16 protein-coding genes are annotated in these 18,014 nt (G+C 74.3%); 7 read left to right on the forward strand and 9 right to left on the reverse strand.

What is annotated here, in order from left to right; genetic code table 11:
- Window positions 1-46 precede the first annotated feature (46 nt).
- Together ACZ6AQ_RS15560 and pta are read right to left on the reverse strand one after the other, a co-directional pair.
- Window positions 47-1,306, reverse strand: a complete 1,260-nt coding sequence (locus tag ACZ6AQ_RS15560; RefSeq protein ID WP_468760278.1) for an acetate kinase — start codon at window positions 1,304-1,306, stop codon at window positions 47-49.
- Window positions 1,303-3,384 carry a phosphate acetyltransferase gene (gene pta / locus ACZ6AQ_RS15565; protein ID WP_468760279.1) on the reverse strand — a complete coding sequence of 694 codons (2,082 nt, stop codon included), beginning with the start codon at window positions 3,382-3,384 and terminating at the stop codon, window positions 1,303-1,305. Before pta ends, ACZ6AQ_RS15560 begins: the two co-directional genes overlap by 4 nt.
- A gap of 420 nt (window positions 3,385-3,804) precedes the next feature.
- Here pta and ACZ6AQ_RS15570 point away from each other — a divergent pair, with 420 nt between their 5' ends.
- Together ACZ6AQ_RS15570 and ACZ6AQ_RS15575 are read left to right on the forward strand one after the other, a co-directional pair.
- Window positions 3,805-4,830, forward strand: coding sequence for an ATP-dependent 6-phosphofructokinase (locus tag ACZ6AQ_RS15570; protein ID WP_388689056.1), 1,026 nt, complete (start codon window positions 3,805-3,807; stop codon window positions 4,828-4,830).
- 320 nt (window positions 4,831-5,150) lie between these two features.
- A complete protein-coding gene (locus tag ACZ6AQ_RS15575; RefSeq protein WP_468760280.1) occupies window positions 5,151-6,287 on the forward strand; it encodes a helix-turn-helix domain-containing protein in 1,137 nt (378 codons plus the stop codon).
- A gap of 84 nt (window positions 6,288-6,371) precedes the next feature.
- Here the strand turns inward: ACZ6AQ_RS15575 and ACZ6AQ_RS15580 are convergent, their stop codons facing one another.
- The gene (locus tag ACZ6AQ_RS15580; RefSeq protein WP_468760281.1) at window positions 6,372-7,244 is read right to left on the reverse strand and encodes a helix-turn-helix domain-containing protein; all 873 of its coding nucleotides are present in this window, start codon (window positions 7,242-7,244) and stop codon (window positions 6,372-6,374) included.
- 147 nt (window positions 7,245-7,391) lie between these two features.
- Between ACZ6AQ_RS15580 and ACZ6AQ_RS15585 the strand changes: the two genes are divergently transcribed.
- Window positions 7,392-8,279, forward strand: a complete 888-nt coding sequence (locus ACZ6AQ_RS15585; protein ID WP_468760282.1) for an alpha/beta hydrolase — start codon at window positions 7,392-7,394, stop codon at window positions 8,277-8,279.
- 128 nt (window positions 8,280-8,407) lie between these two features.
- Here ACZ6AQ_RS15585 and ACZ6AQ_RS15590 read toward each other — a convergent pair whose 3' ends face one another.
- From ACZ6AQ_RS15590 to ACZ6AQ_RS15600, 3 genes are all read right to left on the reverse strand, one after another.
- On the reverse strand, window positions 8,408-9,325 hold the full coding sequence (locus tag ACZ6AQ_RS15590) for a phosphatase PAP2 family protein (protein WP_468760283.1): 918 nt from the start codon (window positions 9,323-9,325) through the stop codon (window positions 8,408-8,410).
- Window positions 9,326-9,387: 62 nt separating this feature from the next.
- Entirely contained in the window at window positions 9,388-10,347 is a 960-nt protein-coding gene (locus ACZ6AQ_RS15595; protein WP_468760284.1) for a hypothetical protein, read from the reverse strand.
- On the reverse strand, window positions 10,344-10,685 hold the full coding sequence (locus ACZ6AQ_RS15600; RefSeq protein ID WP_468760285.1) for a PadR family transcriptional regulator: 342 nt from the start codon (window positions 10,683-10,685) through the stop codon (window positions 10,344-10,346). The genes ACZ6AQ_RS15595 and ACZ6AQ_RS15600 overlap by 4 nt, the downstream gene beginning before the upstream one ends.
- A 362-nt stretch (window positions 10,686-11,047) precedes the next feature.
- Between ACZ6AQ_RS15600 and ACZ6AQ_RS15605 the strand changes: the two genes are divergently transcribed.
- Window positions 11,048-11,995 (forward strand): poly-gamma-glutamate hydrolase family protein, encoded by a 948-nt coding sequence (locus ACZ6AQ_RS15605; RefSeq protein WP_468760286.1) that lies wholly within the window; start codon window positions 11,048-11,050, stop codon window positions 11,993-11,995.
- Window positions 11,996-12,040: 45 nt separating this feature from the next.
- Here ACZ6AQ_RS15605 and ACZ6AQ_RS15610 read toward each other — a convergent pair whose 3' ends face one another.
- From ACZ6AQ_RS15610 to ACZ6AQ_RS15620, 3 genes are all read right to left on the reverse strand, one after another.
- The gene (locus ACZ6AQ_RS15610) at window positions 12,041-12,712 is read right to left on the reverse strand and encodes a helix-turn-helix domain-containing protein (protein ID WP_468760287.1); all 672 of its coding nucleotides are present in this window, start codon (window positions 12,710-12,712) and stop codon (window positions 12,041-12,043) included.
- 205 nt (window positions 12,713-12,917) lie between these two features.
- Window positions 12,918-13,622 (reverse strand): response regulator, encoded by a 705-nt coding sequence (locus ACZ6AQ_RS15615; protein ID WP_468760288.1) that lies wholly within the window; start codon window positions 13,620-13,622, stop codon window positions 12,918-12,920.
- Window positions 13,619-15,415 (reverse strand): sensor histidine kinase, encoded by a 1,797-nt coding sequence (locus ACZ6AQ_RS15620; protein ID WP_468760289.1) that lies wholly within the window; start codon window positions 15,413-15,415, stop codon window positions 13,619-13,621. The genes ACZ6AQ_RS15615 and ACZ6AQ_RS15620 overlap by 4 nt, the downstream gene beginning before the upstream one ends.
- A 208-nt stretch (window positions 15,416-15,623) precedes the next feature.
- Between ACZ6AQ_RS15620 and ACZ6AQ_RS15625 the strand changes: the two genes are divergently transcribed.
- The 3 genes from ACZ6AQ_RS15625 to ACZ6AQ_RS15635 all read left to right on the forward strand — a co-directional run bounded on the left by ACZ6AQ_RS15625 (window position 15,624) and on the right by ACZ6AQ_RS15635 (window position 17,850).
- Window positions 15,624-16,979 carry a cation:dicarboxylate symporter family transporter gene (locus ACZ6AQ_RS15625; RefSeq protein ID WP_468760290.1) on the forward strand — a complete coding sequence of 452 codons (1,356 nt, stop codon included), beginning with the start codon at window positions 15,624-15,626 and terminating at the stop codon, window positions 16,977-16,979.
- 119 nt (window positions 16,980-17,098) lie between these two features.
- A complete protein-coding gene (locus tag ACZ6AQ_RS15630; protein WP_468760291.1) occupies window positions 17,099-17,503 on the forward strand; it encodes a MerR family transcriptional regulator in 405 nt (134 codons plus the stop codon).
- A gap of 5 nt (window positions 17,504-17,508) precedes the next feature.
- Complete coding sequence (locus ACZ6AQ_RS15635; RefSeq protein WP_468760292.1) at window positions 17,509-17,850, forward strand: thioredoxin family protein; 342 nt, start codon at window positions 17,509-17,511, stop codon at window positions 17,848-17,850.
- Window positions 17,851-18,014 lie beyond the last annotated feature (164 nt).

The following is an 18,014-nucleotide window of genomic DNA, read 5'->3' on the forward strand; positions in this document are numbered from 1 at the left end:
TTCCGGTTGGCGGAAAGTACATATGGGCGGAGGAGCGCTCAGGCGATCACTCGTTCGAGCCCTCCGGGCCTCCGTCGAGCGGGTTCCGCACCAGCGCGTAGCTCTGGCGCGCGATCTCCAGCTCCTCGTCCGTCGGCACCACGGCGACCGCCACCCGCGCGTACTCCGGCGAGATGATCCGCGCCCCACCGGAACGCGCGGCGTTGAGGTCCGCGTCCACCGCGAGGCCCAGCTCCTCCAGACCCGCGATCGCCGCCTGCCGCACCGGGGCCGCGTTCTCCCCGACCCCCGCCGTGAACACCACCGCGTCCACCCGGCCGAGCACCGCGTAGTACGCGCCGATGTACTTCTTCAGGCGGTGGACGTAGACGTCGAAGGCGAGCGCCGCCCGCTCGTCTCCCGCGTCGATCCGGCGGCGGATCTCCCGCATGTCGTTGTCGCCGCAGAGCCCGACCAGACCGGACCTCTTGTTCAGCAGGACGTCGATCTCGTCCGCCGACATCCCCGCCACCCGCCGCAGGTGGAAGGTGACCGCCGGGTCGATGTCGCCCGAACGGGTGCCCATGACCAGGCCCTCCAGGGGCGTCAGCCCCATCGAGGTGTCCACGCACCGGCCGCCCCGCACCGCCGAGGCGGAGGCCCCGTTGCCCAGGTGCAGCACGATCACGTTCACCTCCTCCGGCTCCTTGCCCAGCAGCTCCGCCGCCTTCCGCGAGACGTACGCGTGCGAGGTGCCGTGGAAGCCGTACCGCCGGATGCGGTGCGCGTCCGCGGTCTCCACGTCGATCGCGTACCGCGCCGCCGACTCCGGCATCGTGCGGTGGAAGGCGGTGTCGAAGACCGCCACCTGCGGAAGGTCGGGGCGCAGCGCCATCGCCGTACGGATGCCGACCAGGTTCGCCGGGTTGTGCAGCGGCGCCACCGGGACGAGCCGCTCGATCTCCGCCAGCACCTCGCCGTCGATCACCGTCGGCTCGGTGAACCGCAGCCCGCCGTGCACCACCCGGTGCCCGATCACCGCCAGTTCGGGGGAGTCCAGGCCCAGCCCGTCCGCCGCCAGCTCCTCGGCGACCGCCTTCAGCGCGGCCGAGTGGTCCGGGATCGGGCCGTTGCGCTCGCGCCTCTCCCCGTCCCCGCCGGGCGGCGTGTGCACGAACCGCGAGGTCTCCTCGCCGATCCGCTCCACGAGGCCCTGCGCCGGGCGGCTCTCGTCGCGCATGTCGAGGAGCTGGTACTTCAGCGACGAGGAACCGGAGTTGAGCACCAGCACACGGGTGGGGGCGGCGGAGGACGGACGGGAGGTCATGCGGGAAGCTCCTGACCCTGGGACTGGATCGCCGTGATGGCGACCGTGTTGACGATGTCGCTGACGAGGGCGCCGCGCGAGAGGTCGTTCACCGGCTTGCGCAGCCCCTGGAGGACCGGCCCGACGGCCACGGCGCCGGCCGAGCGCTGCACGGCCTTGTACGTGTTGTTGCCGGTGTTCAGGTCGGGGAAGACGAGTACGGTCGCCTGCCCCGCCACCTCCGAGCCCGGCAGCTTCGTCGCCGCGACCGAGGGCTCCACGGCCGCGTCGTACTGGATGGGCCCCTCGATCCGCAGCTCCGGACGCGCCTTCCGGACGCGCGCGGTCGCCTCCCGCACCTTGTCGACGTCGGCGCCGGAGCCCGAGGTGCCCGTGGAGTACGAGAGCATCGCGATCCTCGGCTCCACGCCGAAGCGGGCCGCCGTGGCCGCCGACTGGACGGCGATGTCCGCGAGCTGCGCGGCGTCCGGGTCCGGGTTGACCGCGCAGTCGCCGTACACCAGGACCCTGTCCGCGAGGCACATGAAGAAGACCGACGAGACGATCGACGCCTCCGGCTTCGTCTTGATGATCTCGAAGGCGGGCCGGATCGTCGCGGCCGTGGAGTGCACCGAGCCGGACACCATGCCGTCGGCCAGGCCCTCCTCGACCATCAGGGTGCCGAAGTAGTTCACGTCCGACACCACGTCGTACGCCAGCTCCGCGGTGACGCCCTTGTGGGCGCGCAGCGCCGCGTACCGCTCCGCGAACGCGTCCCGCAGCTCCGAGGTCCGCGGGTCGATCAGCTGGGTCCCGCCCAGCGCGATGCCCAGGTCCGCGGCCTTCTTGCGGATGGCGTCGACGTCGCCGAGCAGGGTCAGTTCGCACACGTCCCGGCGCAGCAGCACGTCGGCGGCGCGCAGCACCCGCTCCTCGGTCCCCTCCGGGAGCACCACCCGGCGCCGGTCGGCCCGCGCCTGCTCCAGCAGTTCGTGCTCGAACATCATCGGGGTGACCCGGCCGCTGCGGGCCACCGAGACCCGCTTGAGCAGGTCGGCGGTGTCCACGTGCCGTTCGAACAGACCCACGGCGGTCTCCGCCTTGCGAGGGGTGGCGGCGTTCAGCTTGCCCTCCAGCGCGAAGAGTTCGGCGGCGGTCGGGAAGCTGTTCCCGGTGACCGAGACGACCGGGGTGCCCGGCGCGAGGCGGGCCGCCAGGGTCAGGATCTCCTCGCCGGGCCGCTCGTTCAGGGTGAGCAGCACGCCGGCTATCGGCGGGGTGCCGGCCGAGTGCGCGGCGAGCGCGCCCACGACCAGGTCGGCCCGGTCCCCGGGGGTGACGACCAGGCAGCCCGGGGTCAGCGCCTTGAGGAAGTTCGGCAGCATCGCCCCGCCGAAGACGAAGTCCAGGGCGTCCCGGGCGAGCCCGGCGTCGTCCCCGAGGACGACGGTGCCGCCGAGGGCGTGGGTGATCTGGGCGACGGTGGGCGCCGCCAGGGCCGGCTCGTCCGGCAGGACGTAGCAGGGCACGGGCAGCCGGGCGGACAGCCGCTCCGCGATCGCCTCCCGGTCCTCGGCCGCCACCCGGTTGACCACCATCGCGAGCACGTCGCAGCCGAGTCCGTCGTACGCCCGGAAGGCGTTGCGGGCCTCGGACCGCACGGACTCCGCCGTCTGGCCCTTGCCGCCGACCACCGGGATGACGGAGGCGCCGAACTCGTTGGCGAGCCGGGCGTTGAGGGCCAGTTCGTCGGGGAGCTGGGTGGCGGCGTAGTCGGTGCCCAGGACGAGGACGACCTCGTAGTCGCGGGCGACGGCGTGGAACCGGTCGACCAGCTCGGAGACCAGCTCGTCGGTGCCCCGCTCGGCCTGGAGCGCGGACGCCTCCCGGTAGTCCATGCCGTGGACCGTCGAGGCGTCCTGGGAGAGCCGGTAGCGGACGCGCAGCAGGTCGAAGAGCCGGTCGGGTCCGTCGTGCACCAGCGGGCGGAACACCCCCACCCTGTCCACCTGGCGGGTGAGGAGTTCCATGACTCCCAGCTCGACGACCTGGCGGCCGTCACCGCGGTCGATCCCGGTCACGTACACGCTGCGCGTCACGCCGTGGTCTCCTGTCCAGTCCTGCGGAAGGGGCCGGGCGGTGTCCTCGCGCCGCCTTCTCGGCCCGTGCGTCGATCCGTGCGTCGGTCCGTCGGTCGGTCCGTCGGTCCTCCGGTCCTCCGGTCCTCCGGTCCTTGGGTCTTCCGGTCCTCCCGCCTTTCCACCGGTCTCCGCGTCCACACCTCGCGTCAACCGGATGTGACCGGAAAGCCTCCGACAGAGCGTTGTCACCCCCTTGACAATACCCCCGGGACTGGTTAAGCCGCCCGCCGGACGAAAGGGCCGGAAACCCGGGCCCGAGGGCCTTCGCGGAGGTGCCGGAAGGGACGCGCGGAACGGCGGCGAGCACGCCCGTCAGGCGTGGCGTGGGAGAATCGACGTGGCTCACAAGGACCGCGACCGAGCAGGAGACACAGCACGATGCGCATCGGAGTTCTCACCGCAGGCGGCGACTGCCCCGGCCTGAACGCAGTGATCCGGTCGGTCGTGCACCGGGCGCTGACCGGCCACGGCGACGAGGTCATCGGCTTCGAGGACGGGTTCAAGGGACTCCTCGACGGCCACTTCCGCCCCCTCGACCTGAACGCCGTCAGCGGCATCCTGGCCCGTGGCGGCACCATTCTCGGCTCGGCGCGCCTGGAGCGCAACCGCCTGCGCGAGGCCGCCGAGACCGCCCCCGACCTGGCCCGCCAGTACGGCATCGACGTCCTCATCCCGATCGGCGGCGAGGGCACCCTGACCGCCGCCCGGATGCTCTCCGACGCCGGCATGCCGGTCGTCGGCGTCCCGAAGACGATCGACAACGACATCTCCTCCACGGACCGCACCTTCGGCTTCGACACCGCCGTCGGCGTCGCCACCGAGGCCATGGACCGCCTCAAGACCACCGCCGAGTCCCACCAGCGGGTGATGGTCGTCGAGGTGATGGGCCGCCACGCCGGGTGGATCGCCCTGGAGTCCGGCATGGCCGGCGGCGCGCACGGCATCTGCCTGCCCGAGCGGCCCTTCCAGGTCGACGACCTCGTCAAGATGGTCGAGGAGCGCTTCGCGCGCGGCAAGAAGTTCGCCGTCATCTGCGTCGCCGAGGGCGCGCACCCGGCCGAGGGGTCGATGGACTACGCGAAGGGCGAGATCGACCAGTTCGGCCACGAGCGCTTCCAGGGCATCGGCAACCAGCTCGCCGTCGAGCTGGAGCGGCGCCTCGGCAAGGAGGCCCGCCCCGTCATCCTCGGCCACGTCCAGCGCGGCGGCACGCCGACCCCGTACGACCGGGTGCTCGCGACCCGCTTCGGCTGGCACGCCGTGGAGGCGGCGCACCGCGGCGACTTCGGACGGATGACGGCGCTGCGCGGCACGGACATCGAGATGGTGCCGCTGGCGGAGGCCGTGACCCAGCTCAAGCGGGTCCCGGCGGACCGCATGCGGGAGGCGGAGTCGGTCTTCTAGACCGGAACCAGAACCGGAGCGCGGTCCCGGGCCCGGAACCGGAACGCGGTCCCGGGCCCGGAACCGGAACGCGGCCCCGGGCCCGGAACCGGAACGCGGCCCCGGGCCCGGAACCGGAACGCGGCCCCGGGCCCGGGGCCCGGAACCGTACGGCCGAGCGGCCCCGACCGTCCCCCCGTGGACGGTCGGGGCCGCTTCCCCGTGTCCGGCACCTTCCTGGAAATGCCGGGTTCCACTCTTGAGCCCCGGCGCGCGATCAACAAGGCTTGGGGTCTGTCCCGGACATGTCCCCAACCTGTCCGGCGGAAGGGGAGGCACGGATGACGCCGGGGGAGCACGCCCCTGACCCGCGGGGGGCCCGGACCCCCGCCGAATTCCTCGCGCGGCTCCAGGAGCTCAAGGACTGGTCCGGCCTGACCTACCGCGAGCTCTCGGCGCGCGCGGAGGCGGTCGGTGACGTCCTGCCCCGCTCCACGGTGGCGAACATGCTGGCCCGCACGAGCCTGCCCCGCGAAGAACTCCTGGTCGCCTTCGTCCGCGCGTGCGGGGCCGGGCCGACCGCGCCGGAGGAGTGGCGGGCGGCGCGGAGGGGCCTCGCGGAGCGGAAGGGGTACGGGCCGCCGGACGCCGACGCGGGTACGGATTCGGTTCCGGTGACGGGCCCGGGGGTGACGGGCCCGGTCCGGCCGGACGCGGCCCCGGAGGAGCCCGACCCGACCGCACACGCCGCCCCGGGAAGGCCCGGCCCCTTCGTGTCCGCCGCGGACCGCCCCGTCCCGGCCCCTCCCGCCGGCGGCGTCTCCGCCGTCGCCCCTCCCGCCCCTCCGCCCCGCCGGTCCGCTCCCGCCGCCGAGGCCCTCGCCGGCGGGCCGGAAGCCCGGTCGTGGTCGCGGCGTCTCTTCGTCCCGGCGGTCGCGGTCACCGCCCTCGTGCTCGCCGGCGTCAGCGTCGTCGCCTTCCTGCGGGACGGCCGCACGGAGTCGCCCCGCACCCCCACCGCCCCCGCCGCGGGCGACGTGCGCGTCCGGGTGGTCGGCACCGGCTTCTGCCTCGGCGAGCGGCGCGGCGTCCGCACCGGCCAGGTCCACCAGGTGCCGTGCGAGGCCGCGAACGTGCCGCTCTACTCGCTCGCGCCGACCGGTGGCGGCCGGTGGCGGATCGTCACCCACCACCCCGACTACGGTCCCGGCTGTTCCGGCATACCCTCCGGCGGTCGCGTGCCCGGCGCGGCCTACGAGGACTCCGAGTGCGGCGACCCCACCCGGGTCGAGGAGTTCGCCCTGGAGCCGTACGGCACCCCCGTCGAGGGCTACCGGATCGTCCCGGCCGGCTCCGCGCCCCCCGGAAGCTGCGTCACCGTCGTCGGCGATCGTGCGGCGGCCTGGGCCCGTCTCGCCCAGGCCCCCTGCGCACCGGACGCCGCCGGCCAGCTCTTCGACTTCGCCCGGCGGGACTGATCTCCCGGGTCGGGAACTCCGTTCGGGCGCTCGGGCTCGGCCCGTGGTGCGTACGGGGCGGCCGGAGGCCGGGTTGATCCGTGCTCACGAAGGTCGCGGGCTCCGGGCCGTGCCGCGGGCCAGATCGGCCAGTCGTTCCGCGTCCGGGGTGCCGGGTTCGGCCGACCAGAGCACGAGTTGCTGTTCCGGTGCGCCGGCGTAGCGGAAGGTGTCCCAGTCGAGGGTGAGATCGCCGACGACGGAGTGTCTGATGCGTTTGCTGCCGAAGTCCTGGTGCGCGACGCGGTGCTCGGCCCACCAGACCCGGAACTGCCGATCGGCGACGGCCAGCTCGCCCACGAGGGCGGTGAGGGCCGGATCGGTCGGATTCGTTCCGGCTTCCATCCGCAGGACTTCGACGCACGTGCGGGCCACGTCTTCCCACTCCGGGTAGATGTCGCGCATCACCGGGTCGGTGAAGACCATGCGGACGTAGTTGCGCCCGGACTCGGGCACGGCCGCGAAGTCGCGCAGCAGCTCCGCCGCCAGTGGGTTCCACGCGAGGATGTCGAGGCGCGGGCCGAAGACGATGGCGGGCGTACCGGTGAGCTGGCCGAGCAGCCGGGTCAGGTGCGGGTGGACCCCGGGGCGGACGGACCGGCGCGGCGCCCTGCGGTGTCCGGCCCGCGCGGCCTGGTCGACCAGACCTTCCGCGTACGTCCTCTGGTCGCCGTCCAGCCGCAGCTCCCGCACGAGGGAGTCGAGCACCGGCGGCGACGGTGCCAGCCGGCCCTGCTCGATGCGTACGTAGTAGTCGGTGCTGATCGCGGCGAGCTCGGCCACCTCCTCGCGGCGCAGTCCCCGCACACGGCGCTGGGTGTGCGTTCGCTCGGGAAGCCCGACCTGCGCCGGCGTGAGCTCACCACGGCGGTGCCTGAGGAACTCACCGAGCTCACGGAGATGCGCGGAACCATTCATTCCTCCAGCATGGCACCGGGGCAGGGCCCCTGCCTGGGAAGGATCCTTCCTAGGAAGCGACACGACCTTCCCGGGCCCCGGCCACCGGCCGGACAGTGGACACAGGCCCGCAGATCGCCGGCCGGTCACGACCCCCAGGAGCAGAAAATGAGGACTGACGTCCGCTTCCCGACCAACGGCCTGCAGCTCGCCGGCCACCTCTACCTTCCCGAGGACGGTGACGGCCCGTTCGCCGCGGTCGTCGTCGGCCACCCCACGACCGGCGTCAAGGAGCAGGCGCCGGCGGCGTACGCCACGCGCCTGGTCCAGGAGGGGTTCGCCGTCCTGACCTTCGACGCCGCCTTCCAGGGCGAGTCCGAGGGCATGCCCCGCGGTCTGGAGGACCCCTTCCAGCGCGCCGAGGACTTCCGCGCGGCGGTCTCCTACCTCACCACCCGCCCCGAGATCGACTCCGAGCGCATCGGTGTGATGGGCGTGTGCGGCTCGGGCGCCTACGTGCCCTACGCCGCCCAGACCGACCACCGGATGAAGGCCGTGGCCGGCGTCTCCGGGACCGATGTCCCCAGCTTCTTCCGCGGCGCCGACCCCGAGGGCTGGCAGCGGATGGTGGCGAACTCCGGAAACCTCCGCAGCGCCGAAGCCGCCGGCGAGCCCGCGGCGACCTTCGCCGTGCTGCCGGAGACGGCCGATGCCGACACCCCCGCCCCGACGGCCGAGTTCGTCGACTACTACAAGACGCCCCGCGGCAAGCACCCGCGCTCCACCGGAGACATGGTCGTGCGCAGCGCGGACCTCCTCGACCAGTTCGACTCCTTCGCCGACGTCGCCAAGATCGCGCCCCGCCCGCTGCTCATGATCGCCGGCACCGAGGCGGTGACCCGCGGGTTCTCCGAGAAGGCCGTCGCCGACAGCCCCGGCAACGCCGAGCTGTTCCTCGTCGAGGGCGCCACCCACGTCGACCTGTACGACCGCGACCAGTACGTGACCCCCGCCGTCGCCAAGCTGGCCGAGTTCTTCGGCAAGCACCTCGCCTGAGTCGGCGAGCGCGAGCGGCCGTCCGGCGGACGCCCCGTTCTTCCGTGAAGTGCCGGTGCCGGTGCCGGGGACGCGGAACGCCCGGCCGGGAGGGGTCCGGCCGGGCGTTCCGCGGGTGCGGGTGCGAGTCACGCGGTGTGCGGGGGAGTCCGGTCGCCGGCGGCGGACGCGAGGCCCCGCGTCGCGGCGAACCGGAGCAGGAGCACGCACAGGAAGGCCGACGCGGCGAAGGACAGCGACTGTACGAGGGAGTCGTCGCGCGCTCCGGCGAGGAGCGCGCCGACCGCCGACAGGGCCACGGCGACCGCCGGCAGGACGCGCGCGTACGGCACGGGGACCGCTGCCTCGGCCGGGGGCAGCAGACGGGTCGCGAGGGCGTACCAGGCGCAGGCGAGGAGGGTGGAGCCGAGGACGTCGCCGGGCCGGTGGTGGTACGTGGCCTGGACGGCGGCGGCGGTCACGGCGAACCAGAGGGAGCCGACGGCGAGGACGTGGGGGCGGACGCGGGGGGAGGCGACGAGGAGGACGCCGAGGACCAGTGCGGCGGGGACGGCCGCGTGGCCGCTGGGGAAGCTCGGCTCGACGAGGAGGTCGTCCGCGCCGATCAGGTCGGGGCGGGGCAGGACGCGGCAGGCGAGTTCCTTGGTGAGGATCGTGGCCGCGACGGCGCCGACCGCCACGCATCCCTGCCGCCGGCGCCCGCGCAGTGCGGCGACGGCCGCGATGACGACGAGTCCGGCGATCAGGGTGGGGACGGCGGTGTGTTCGAGGGGCGGCAGGGCCGCCGAGCCGTAGGCCGCTCCCGACAGGTCGTAGATCCAGGCGGGGGCGGCGCCGTCGTCGCCGGTGAGCAGGGCGTTCTCGACGCGCTGGCCGAACGGGGTGCAGACCGCGAGGAGGTAGACGGTCAGGAACGCCAGGAGGTACAGCGGGAACGGGAGCCATGACCGGACCGCCCGCCCGGTTCGCCCGGCGGGGGCGGTCCGCTCCTGGGGGTCGGCCGGGGCCGGGGGCGTGGACAGGGCCGAGGGGTCGTGCGGGGACATCGTTCTCTCTGTCTGCGGGAGGAGTCGCGGTCGGTGGTGGTGAGGGGTGCGGCCGGATGTCCTCAGCCGAGGAGTGCCCGGTCCCGACGGCGCCGGGCGGCGATGGCCAGGGCCGGGAGGGGAGCGACGAGGAGGACGAGGACGAGCAGGTCGGGCAGGGACCGCATGAAGCCGTCCGGCCGGAGGACGATCGCCTGGACGCGGACGAACGCGAACGCCGCCACGGGGACCAGCCAGCGGTGGTCGCCGGTGGCGGCCGTCGCGGCCCACGCGGCGAGCAGCCCGGCGATCTCCAGGACGAACATGCCGCGCTGGAAGAGGGGGCTGATGGCGATGACGTGCAGTCCGCCGGCGACGAAGAGGGCGAACGCGAGGGGGACCAGCCGGCGGTACGAGTGGCGGCGCAGCCGGCCGGGGCGGCAGACGGCCAGGACGGCGCAGGCGGCGCAGAGCGCCGCGGACAGGACCGGGTCGTGGGCGGTGATCGGCGCGCCGAGCCCGTAGTAGCCCAGTCCCACCTTGCCCTCGGTGCCGAAGAGCGTGCCGCCGGGGAAGACGGAGCCGGCGAGGATCATCGTCGCCGCGGCGGGCAGGGCGATCCACGGCCTGCCGCGCAGCAGGGCGATCAGGGCGGTCAGCGGGAGCAGCCCGTAGGGCAGCAGCCGGGTCCGGCCGCCCTCGCCCCGCGCCCAGGGGAACCAGCCGGAGTGGCGGAAGGCGATGGCGTGGGTGCCGGGGTCGATGCGCAGGGCCCAGTGCCACACGTCCTGGAGGTACGGGACCAGGGCCAGCGCGGCGAGGACGAGGGCGGCCAGGTGGATGCCGTCCAGCCACCAGGGGCGGGCCGTGTCGTCGGCGACGGCGCGGGCGCGGGCCCGGACGCCGGCGCGCGCGAGGGCGACGGCCTCGCGCGGCGGGGGCCAGGAGCGGCCGGGGTACGCCTCGGAGAGGCAGGCCAGCAGCTCCGCCCCGTGCCGGGAGCGGTAGGACTTGGGGTGGGCGGCGAGGAGCAGGCGGTTCATGCCGGGGCCGCCCCGGCGCCCCGGGCGCGGCCGAGGACGACGGACGCCGCCTGCCGCATGCGCAGTGCCTCCTGGTCGAGCGCGTCGGTGCCCTCGTCGGTGAGGTGGTAGTAGCGCCGTGCGCGTCCGTCGACGATCTCCTCCGCGCCGGCGGCGACGAGACCGGCGCGTTCCAGCCGTTCCAGTGCGCCGTAGAGGGTGCCGACGGCGATCCGGAGCCGTCCGCCGGTGGCCTGTTCGGCGGCCTTGATGATGCCGTAACCGTGCAGGGGCCCGTCCAGGAGCGCGGCGAGGATGAAGTACTGCGATTCCGTCAGGGACGGGTTCTGTCGTGCCATGGGCCGATCATATATCGGCGCGCGAAGTATCTTTACCGGCCAAGAGCCAAGAGCCAAGAGCCAAGAGCCAAGAGCCAAGAGAGGGCTGGGCGAGGGCGGGCGGGGTCCGGGGGCTTCCTCGCCGTTCCGGCCCGGGCGGGACGTCCCGGACGCGCCCCGGCACTCCCTCGGGCCGGTGGCGGGGATCGGACGCGTCCTCACCGTCCCCGCCGGGACGCTCCCCCAGGGCTCGCCCTTCGTCCTGAACTCCACCCGGTACCGGATCTCGCCGCTCGCGCTCCTCCCCCAGCGCCGGAAAAGGGTCTCGGGGCCGCTCCCGCCGCGCGTCAAGGGGGAGTTGTCCCCGTGGGGGTGATCGTTCCATGACTCTCCCCAGCAGACGCGCTCTCCTGACGACCGTCGCCGCCGCGGCCGCCCTGCCCCTCGTCAACGACCTCGCGGGGAACGGCGGCACCGCCGCCGCGGCCGGGTCCACCGAGTTCGCCTCGAACGCCGCGCTCTACAGCAGCGACGTCTACGAGGAGGGCGTCCACTGGATGCGCCGCTTCCGCTGCGGCGCCCCGGTGACCCTGAACGACTACGCGAAGGACCCCGCGCCGGCCGCCCCGCTCGGCGTGCTCACGAGCGCCCCCGTCCGCAGCACGGCGATCATCGCCCCGCACGGCGGCGGCCTGGAGGCGGGCACCACCGAACTGTGCCTCACCCTCGCCGGCTACGACCGTGCGGAGCCCGGGACCGAGCCGAAGCCGGACACGAGCACCCCGGGCGCGGTGCAGCGCGACTCCTGGATGTTCGAGACGCTGACCGCGTCCCTCCCGGCCCCCGCCAAGCCCCTCCACGTCGCCTCGGCCCACTGCGACGACCCCGCCGCCCTGGCGGTCTGCGGCAACAACCTCTACGCGGTCTCCCTCCACGGCTACCTGCCGGACGACGCCCCGTCGGCCAAGCGGATCCTCATCGGCGGCCGGGACCAGCGGCTGGTCCGCAACCTGGCGAGGGCCTTCGACCGCCACGGGCTCGACTCCTCCCTGGGCGTCGAGGTGGTCGTCGCGGGCGGCGACGCCGAGCTGAACGGCGACGATCCGGCCAACATCGTCAACCGCACGCGCACCGGGGCCGGCGCTCAGCTGGAGACGTCCACCGAACCGCGCAGGGCGATGTTCGGCACGTTCGGCAGCGGTTCCGGCCGCCGGGGGACCGCCGGCGTGGCGTCCGCCACCGCGCCCCGGGCCCCCGCGTACCGGAACGGCTTCGTCGACACCGTGCGCGAGGCCGTCGACCGGCACGAGCGCGGCCTCGACTCCCTGTAACCGCCGGGGCGGAGGGGCCGGGCCCGGGAGGTTCCGGCGCCCGTCTCAGGGCCCGACGGCCGCCCAGAAGTGGGAGACGACGTCGTCCAGGTACGCCCGGCCCCCGTCGCCGGTGGACCCCGACGCGCCCCAGCCGCCGGTCGCCGCCATCCGGGCGTGGTAGTCCGCGTGCAGCCGCTGGAGCGCCGCCTCCAGGGTCCGCCGGGGCAGCGGCACCATCCGCACCGCCGGTTTCACGTACGCCTGCCAGCGAGTGGTGGCCGCGTCGCGCAGCAGCCCGGCGAGGCGCTCGTCGCCGCCGGTCGCGGTGATCAGCGCGCGCGGGCCGAGGCCGAGCGCGTCCGCGAGGGCGGCCGTCTGGCGGTCGGTGCCGCGCCAGCGCCCCTCCTCCTCCATCCGCCGGTACGCGGAGGCCGCGAGCCCCACCCGCCGGGCCAGGTCCTCGGGGGACAGCCCGCGCGCCGTCCGGTGCTCGCGCAGGGTGGAGGCGGCGGTGAGCAGTTCGGCGGGCGAGCACCACAGGACGCCCGCGAGGGCGGCGAGTTCCCGCTCGTTCGGCACGGCCCGGCCGCGCTCCCAGTCGAGGACGGTGTCGGGCGTGACGGAGATGTCGTACTGCGCCCGCAGGCCGTACGCGACGTGGCCGTGGGCCATGCCGAGACCTTCGCGCAGGCGGCGCGCGGCCAGGGCGTCGAAGGGAGGGGAGGCTGGGTGCACGCCGCCACCGTAGGGGTGGGGGTGACGGATGGCTACGGTGCGTTCACCCAAACATGCGGTACGGCGGAAACGGTGAACCGGCCGGGGTGGCCGGAAGCCGCCCGGCCACCCCGGCCCCCGAGGGGGCCGTCCGGTGCCCGCTCCCGTGCCCCGGAGATCGTCCGGCGGCCGGCCCCGCGCTCCGGGGATCGGCCGGCGGCCGGCCTCAGTGGCCCCGTGCCGGGCGCGCCGGGCCGTCGAGCCAGCGGTACTGGAGTTCGGGGCGCCCGACCTGCCCGTACCGCGGCACGCGCACGGCCCGGCCTCCGGCCACGAGGTGCTCCAGATAGCGGCGCGCGGTGATCCGGGAGATTCCCACGGCCTCCCCCGCCTCGGCGGCGGTGAGCCCGCCCGGGGCGGACCTGAGGGTACGGGTGACCGCCTCCAGGGTGGGCGCGCTCAGGCCCTTGGGGAGCGCGGCCGGGTGCGGGGCGCGGAGGACGGCGAGCGCCCGGTCCACCTCGTCCTGCCCGGACGCCTCCCCGGCGGACGCGCGGAACTCGGCGTACCGGACGAGCCGGTCCCGGAGGGTCGCGAAGGCGAACGGCTTCAGGACGTACTGGACGACCCCCAGGGACACGCCCTCCCTGACCACCGCCAGGTCCCGGGCGGAGGTCACCGCGATGACGTCGGCGGTGTGCCCGGCGGCGCGCAGGGCGCGCAGGAGCTGGAGGCCGTGGCCGTCCGGCAGGTACAGGTCGAGCAGGATCAGGTCGACCGGCGTCCGGTCGAGCACCCGCGCGGCGGCGGCCCGCGAGTGGGCGACCCCGACGACGGCGAACCCCTCGACGCGCCCGGCGTAGAGCGCGTGGGCGTCCGCCGCCACCGGATCGTCCTCGACGACCAGGACCCGCAGGGGAGCCGTACTCACCCCGTCACCTCCGAGCCGGAGGGACCGTCCGCCGAACCGGGGGAGCCGCCCTCCGCCCCGGCGGAACCGTCCGTACGGGGGCCGCCGTCGCCGTCCTCCCGGGGCGCGGGCACCCGGCCAGGCCCGGACGGCCGGTCCCGTTCCGGCCCGGACGGGGATTCCCGGCCCGGTCCCGCCTTTCCCAGCGGCAGCCGTACGGTGAACTCCGCCCCGCCCTCCTCCCCGTCCGCGAGGTCCAGCGTGCCCGCGGCGCGGGAGACCGTCTGGCGCACCAGGGCCAGGCCGAGGCCGCGCCCGGGGCCCCGGGTGGACCAGCCGCGGCCCAGGACCGCGTCGCGGTCGGCGGACCGGACGCCGGGCCCGTTGTCCCCGACGCGGAGCAGCAGCTCCCCGTCGCCCGCGCGGGCCGCGACCGTGACGGTCACGCGCGCATGCGGGGTTCCGCTCACCGCCTCCACCGCGTTGTCGATCAGGTTGCCCAGGATCGTCACCAGGTCCCGGGCGGGCAGGGCCGCCGGCACCCGGCCGTCGTCGATGCGGCTGTCCTCGGTGAGGACCAGCTCCACGCCCCGCTCGTTGGCCCGCGCCGTCTTCCCGAGCAGCAGCGCGGCGAGGACGGGCTCGCCCACCGCGTCCACGACCCGGTCGGTGAGCGCCTGCGCCAGCTCCAGCTCCGCCGTCGCGAACTCCACCGCCTCGGACACCCGGCCCAGTTCGATGAGCGACACGACGGTGTGGAGCCGGTTCGCCGCCTCGTGCGCCTGGGAGCGCAGGGCCTCGGTGAAGTCCCGTTCGGAGTCCAGCTCGCCGGAGAGCGCCTGGAGTTCCGTGCGGTCCCGGAGCGTCACGACGGTTCCGTGCCGTTCCCCGCCCACCACCGGGCGGGTGTTGACGACGAGGACCCGGTCCGCCGTCAGGTGCGTCTCGTCCACGCGCGGCTCCGAGGAGAGCAGCGCCCCCGTCAGCGGCGCGGGCAGGCCGAGTTCCGCCGCCGGGCGGCCCACGACCCCCTCGTCCAGGCCCAGCAGCTCCCGCGCCCCGTCGTTGATCAGGGCGATCCGACGCCGTCCGTCGAGCATCACGAGCCCTTCCCGGACCGCGTGCAGGGCGGCCTCGTGGTAGTCGTGCATCCGGCTCAGCTCCGTGGCGTTCATGCCGTGCGTGTGGCGGCGCAGGCGCGCGTTGACGACGTACGTCCCCGCCCCGCCGAGCGCGAGCGCCGCGCCGGCCGTGCCGAGCAGGGCGGTCACCTGTTCCCGCACCTGCTCGCTGATCCGCTCGATCGTGATGCCCGCGCTGACCAGGGCGACGACCCGTCCGTCACGGTCGAAGACGGGCGCCACGGTCCGCACGGAGGGCCCGAGGACCCCCAGGTGGGTCTCGGAGTGGACCCGTCCCCGCCGGGCCTGCTCGATGTGGCCGAGGTACGTACGGCCGATCTGGTCCGGCTCCGGATGCGTCCAGCGGGTGCCGTCCGGGGCCATGATCACCACGAAGGCGACGTCCGCGTGGCGGCGCAGCGCCTCCGCGTACGGCTGGAGCGCCGCCGACGGGTCGGCGGAACGCGCCGCCGCCACCACGGACGGGGAGTCGGCGACGGCCGCGGCGGTCGCCGTCGCCTGGCGCCGCGCGGTCTCCTCGGCCTGGGCCCGGTCCGTGAGGTACGCGAAGACCGCGCACCCCGCCACGACGGCGGCCACGAGCACGATCTGCATCGCGAAGAGCTGGCCGGCCAGGCTGCGGGGCCGGGGGAGCCGGGGGAGCCGGGAGAGCCGGGAGAGGGGGTCGCGCATGCCGGTAAGTGTGCACGGCCCGTTCCGGGCGCCGGAGCCGCGGTCCGGCCCGCGCGCCCGGCCGGTCCGGCCCCGGCCCGTACCCCACCGGCCCCGCCGTGAACGAAACGCACGCAACGGTGACCCCGGTCGGGGGCTGGTGGATAGTCGCGGAGATCCACCGGGACGCGGACGCCCGACGGACACCCATCAGCACGAGGAGGTACCCGTGGCCGCACGCCGGGACCGCACCCATTATCTGTATCTGGCCGTCATCGGGGCCGTCCTGCTCGGCATCGCGGTCGGGTTCCTGGCACCGGGCGTCGCCGTCGAGCTGAAGCCGCTCGGCACCGGCTTCGTCAACCTGATCAAGATGATGATCTCCCCGATCATCTTCTGCACGATCGTGCTCGGTGTCGGTTCGGTCCGGAAGGCCGCGAAGGTCGGCGCCGTCGGCGGTCTCGCCCTCGGCTACTTCCTGGTCATGTCGACCGTCGCCCTCGCGATCGGCCTGCTCGTCGGCAACCTCCTGGAGCCCGGCTCCGGACTCCACCTCACCAAGGAGGTCGCGGAGGCCGGCGCCAAGCAGGCGGAGGGCGCGAGCGAGTCCACGGCGGACTTCCTCCTCGGGATCATCCCCACCACCCTCGTCTCCGCCTTCACCGAGGGCGAGGTGCTCCAGACCCTCCTGGTCGCCCTGCTCGCGGGCTTCGCGCTCCAGGCGATGGGCGCCGCCGGGGAGCCGGTGCTGCGCGGGATCGGACACATCCAGCGGCTCGTCTTCCGCGTCCTCGCCATGATCATGTGGGTCGCCCCGGTCGGCGCGTTCGGCGCGATCGCGGCCGTGGTGGGCGCGACCGGCCTGGACGCCCTCAAGTCCCTCGCCGTCCTCATGGTCGGCTTCTACCTGACCTGCGGGCTCTTCGTCTTCGTCGTGCTCGGCGCGATCCTGCGGCTGGTCGCCGGCATCCACATCTGGGCCCTCCTCAAGTACCTGGGCCGTGAGTTCCTGCTGATCCTCTCCACCTCCTCCTCCGAGTCGGCGCTGCCCCGCCTCATCGCGAAGATGGAGCACCTGGGCGTCTCCAAGCCGGTCGTCGGCATCACCGTGCCGACCGGCTACTCCTTCAACCTCGACGGCACCGCCATCTACCTCACGATGGCCTCGCTCTTCGTCGCGGAGGCGATGGGCGACCCGCTCTCGCTCGGCGAACAGGTCTCGCTCCTCGTCTTCATGATCATCGCCTCGAAGGGGGCGGCCGGCGTCACCGGCGCGGGCCTCGCCACCCTCGCGGGCGGCCTCCAGTCGCACCGTCCCGAACTGGTCGACGGAGTGGGCCTGATCGTCGGCATCGACCGCTTCATGAGCGAAGCGCGCGCCCTCACCAACTTCGCGGGCAACGCGGTGGCCACGGTGCTCGTCGGCACGTGGACCAAGGAGATCGACAAGGAGCGGGTGGCCGAGGTCCTCGCCGGCCGCGTCCCCTTCGACGAGAAGACCCTCCTCGACGACCACGCCCCGACGACCCCGGTCCCGGACCAGCGCGCCGAGGAGGGCGGGGAGAAGAGCCCGGCGGGCGTCTGAGCCGGCCGGCCGGGACGCCCGGCACCGCGGAGTCCGCCTCCCGCCGCCGACGGCGGGAGGCGGACTTCCGGGCGTACGCCCTTGCCCTGACGCCGACGTCAGGACCTACCGTCGGGGGCATGCGCATCGGAGAGCTGGCCGAGCGGGCCGGGACCACCCCGCGGACGCTGCGGTACTACGAGTCGCGCGGTCTCCTGACCGCGCGGCGCACGGACCGGGGGCACCGCACCTACGACGAGGACGACCTGCGGCTCCTCCGGCAGATCAGGACCCTTCAGGACTTCGGGTTCGAGCTGGAGGAGACGCGGCCGTTCCTGGAGTGCCTGCGCGCGGGGCACCCGGCGGGGGACGCGTGCCCCGCGTCGATCGCCGTCTACCGGCGGAAGCTCGCCGAGCTGGACGGCCTGATCGAACAGCTCCGTACGGTACGCGCCCAGGTGGGCGCCCAGCTCCTCCGGGCCGAGGCGGAACTGCCGCACGGCCCGGAGCCCCGGTGCGAACTGGCCACGGAGACGGAGGAATGACGGACATGACGACGAACACGCCGGACGTGACCGAGGTGACGGACGCGGACTTCGCCACGGAGGTGCTGGAGTCGGGGCCGCCGGTCCTGGTGAAGTTCACCGCCACCTGGTGCGGCCCCTGCCGCCAGCTCAAGCCGGTGCTCGCCGCGATCGCCCGGGAGCGGGCCGGACGCCTCCGGGTGGTGGAGATGGACGTGGACCGCAACCCCGGCACCGCGACCCGCTACGGGGTCCTCGCCACCCCGACCCTCATGGTCTTCGCGGGAGGTGAACCGGTGAGGTCGATCGTCGGCGCCCGCCCGAAGCGCCGTCTCCTGGAGGAACTGGAGGACGTCCTCGGCTCCTGAACCGCCGGGGGAAGAACGGAAAAACCCCGACCGGAATTGACAGTCGGGGCGTCGCGGAGCGTATATTGATGGATTCCGTGTCTGCGCACAAAAAAGGCGCACCCAAGTGCGCCTACAATTCACGGAGAAGCTCAATAAACGTACTGTACCGCGCCGGGAGTCGA

This window comes from Streptomyces sp. NPDC041191 (genome assembly GCF_055591945.1).

Excerpts from the sequence above, each read along its gene's own strand:
- ACZ6AQ_RS15560 (WP_468760278.1), bottom strand. The coding sequence starts at position 1,306 with ATGACCTCCCGTCCGTCCTCCGCCGCCCCCACCCGTGTGCTGGTGCTC.
- ACZ6AQ_RS15570 (WP_388689056.1), top strand. The coding sequence starts at position 3,805 with ATGCGCATCGGAGTTCTCACCGCAGGCGGCGACTGCCCCGGCCTGAAC.
- ACZ6AQ_RS15575 (WP_468760280.1), top strand. The coding sequence starts at position 5,151 with ATGACGCCGGGGGAGCACGCCCCTGACCCGCGGGGGGCCCGGACCCCC.
- ACZ6AQ_RS15580 (WP_468760281.1), bottom strand. The coding sequence starts at position 7,244 with ATGAATGGTTCCGCGCATCTCCGTGAGCTCGGTGAGTTCCTCAGGCAC.
- ACZ6AQ_RS15585 (WP_468760282.1), top strand. The coding sequence starts at position 7,392 with ATGAGGACTGACGTCCGCTTCCCGACCAACGGCCTGCAGCTCGCCGGC.
- ACZ6AQ_RS15590 (WP_468760283.1), bottom strand. The coding sequence starts at position 9,325 with ATGTCCCCGCACGACCCCTCGGCCCTGTCCACGCCCCCGGCCCCGGCC.
- ACZ6AQ_RS15595 (WP_468760284.1), bottom strand. The coding sequence starts at position 10,347 with ATGAACCGCCTGCTCCTCGCCGCCCACCCCAAGTCCTACCGCTCCCGG.
- ACZ6AQ_RS15600 (WP_468760285.1), bottom strand. The coding sequence starts at position 10,685 with ATGGCACGACAGAACCCGTCCCTGACGGAATCGCAGTACTTCATCCTC.
- ACZ6AQ_RS15605 (WP_468760286.1), top strand. The coding sequence starts at position 11,048 with ATGACTCTCCCCAGCAGACGCGCTCTCCTGACGACCGTCGCCGCCGCG.
- ACZ6AQ_RS15620 (WP_468760289.1), bottom strand. The coding sequence starts at position 15,415 with ATGCGCGACCCCCTCTCCCGGCTCTCCCGGCTCCCCCGGCTCCCCCGG.
- ACZ6AQ_RS15630 (WP_468760291.1), top strand. The coding sequence starts at position 17,099 with ATGCGCATCGGAGAGCTGGCCGAGCGGGCCGGGACCACCCCGCGGACG.
- ACZ6AQ_RS15635 (WP_468760292.1), top strand. The coding sequence starts at position 17,509 with ATGACGACGAACACGCCGGACGTGACCGAGGTGACGGACGCGGACTTC.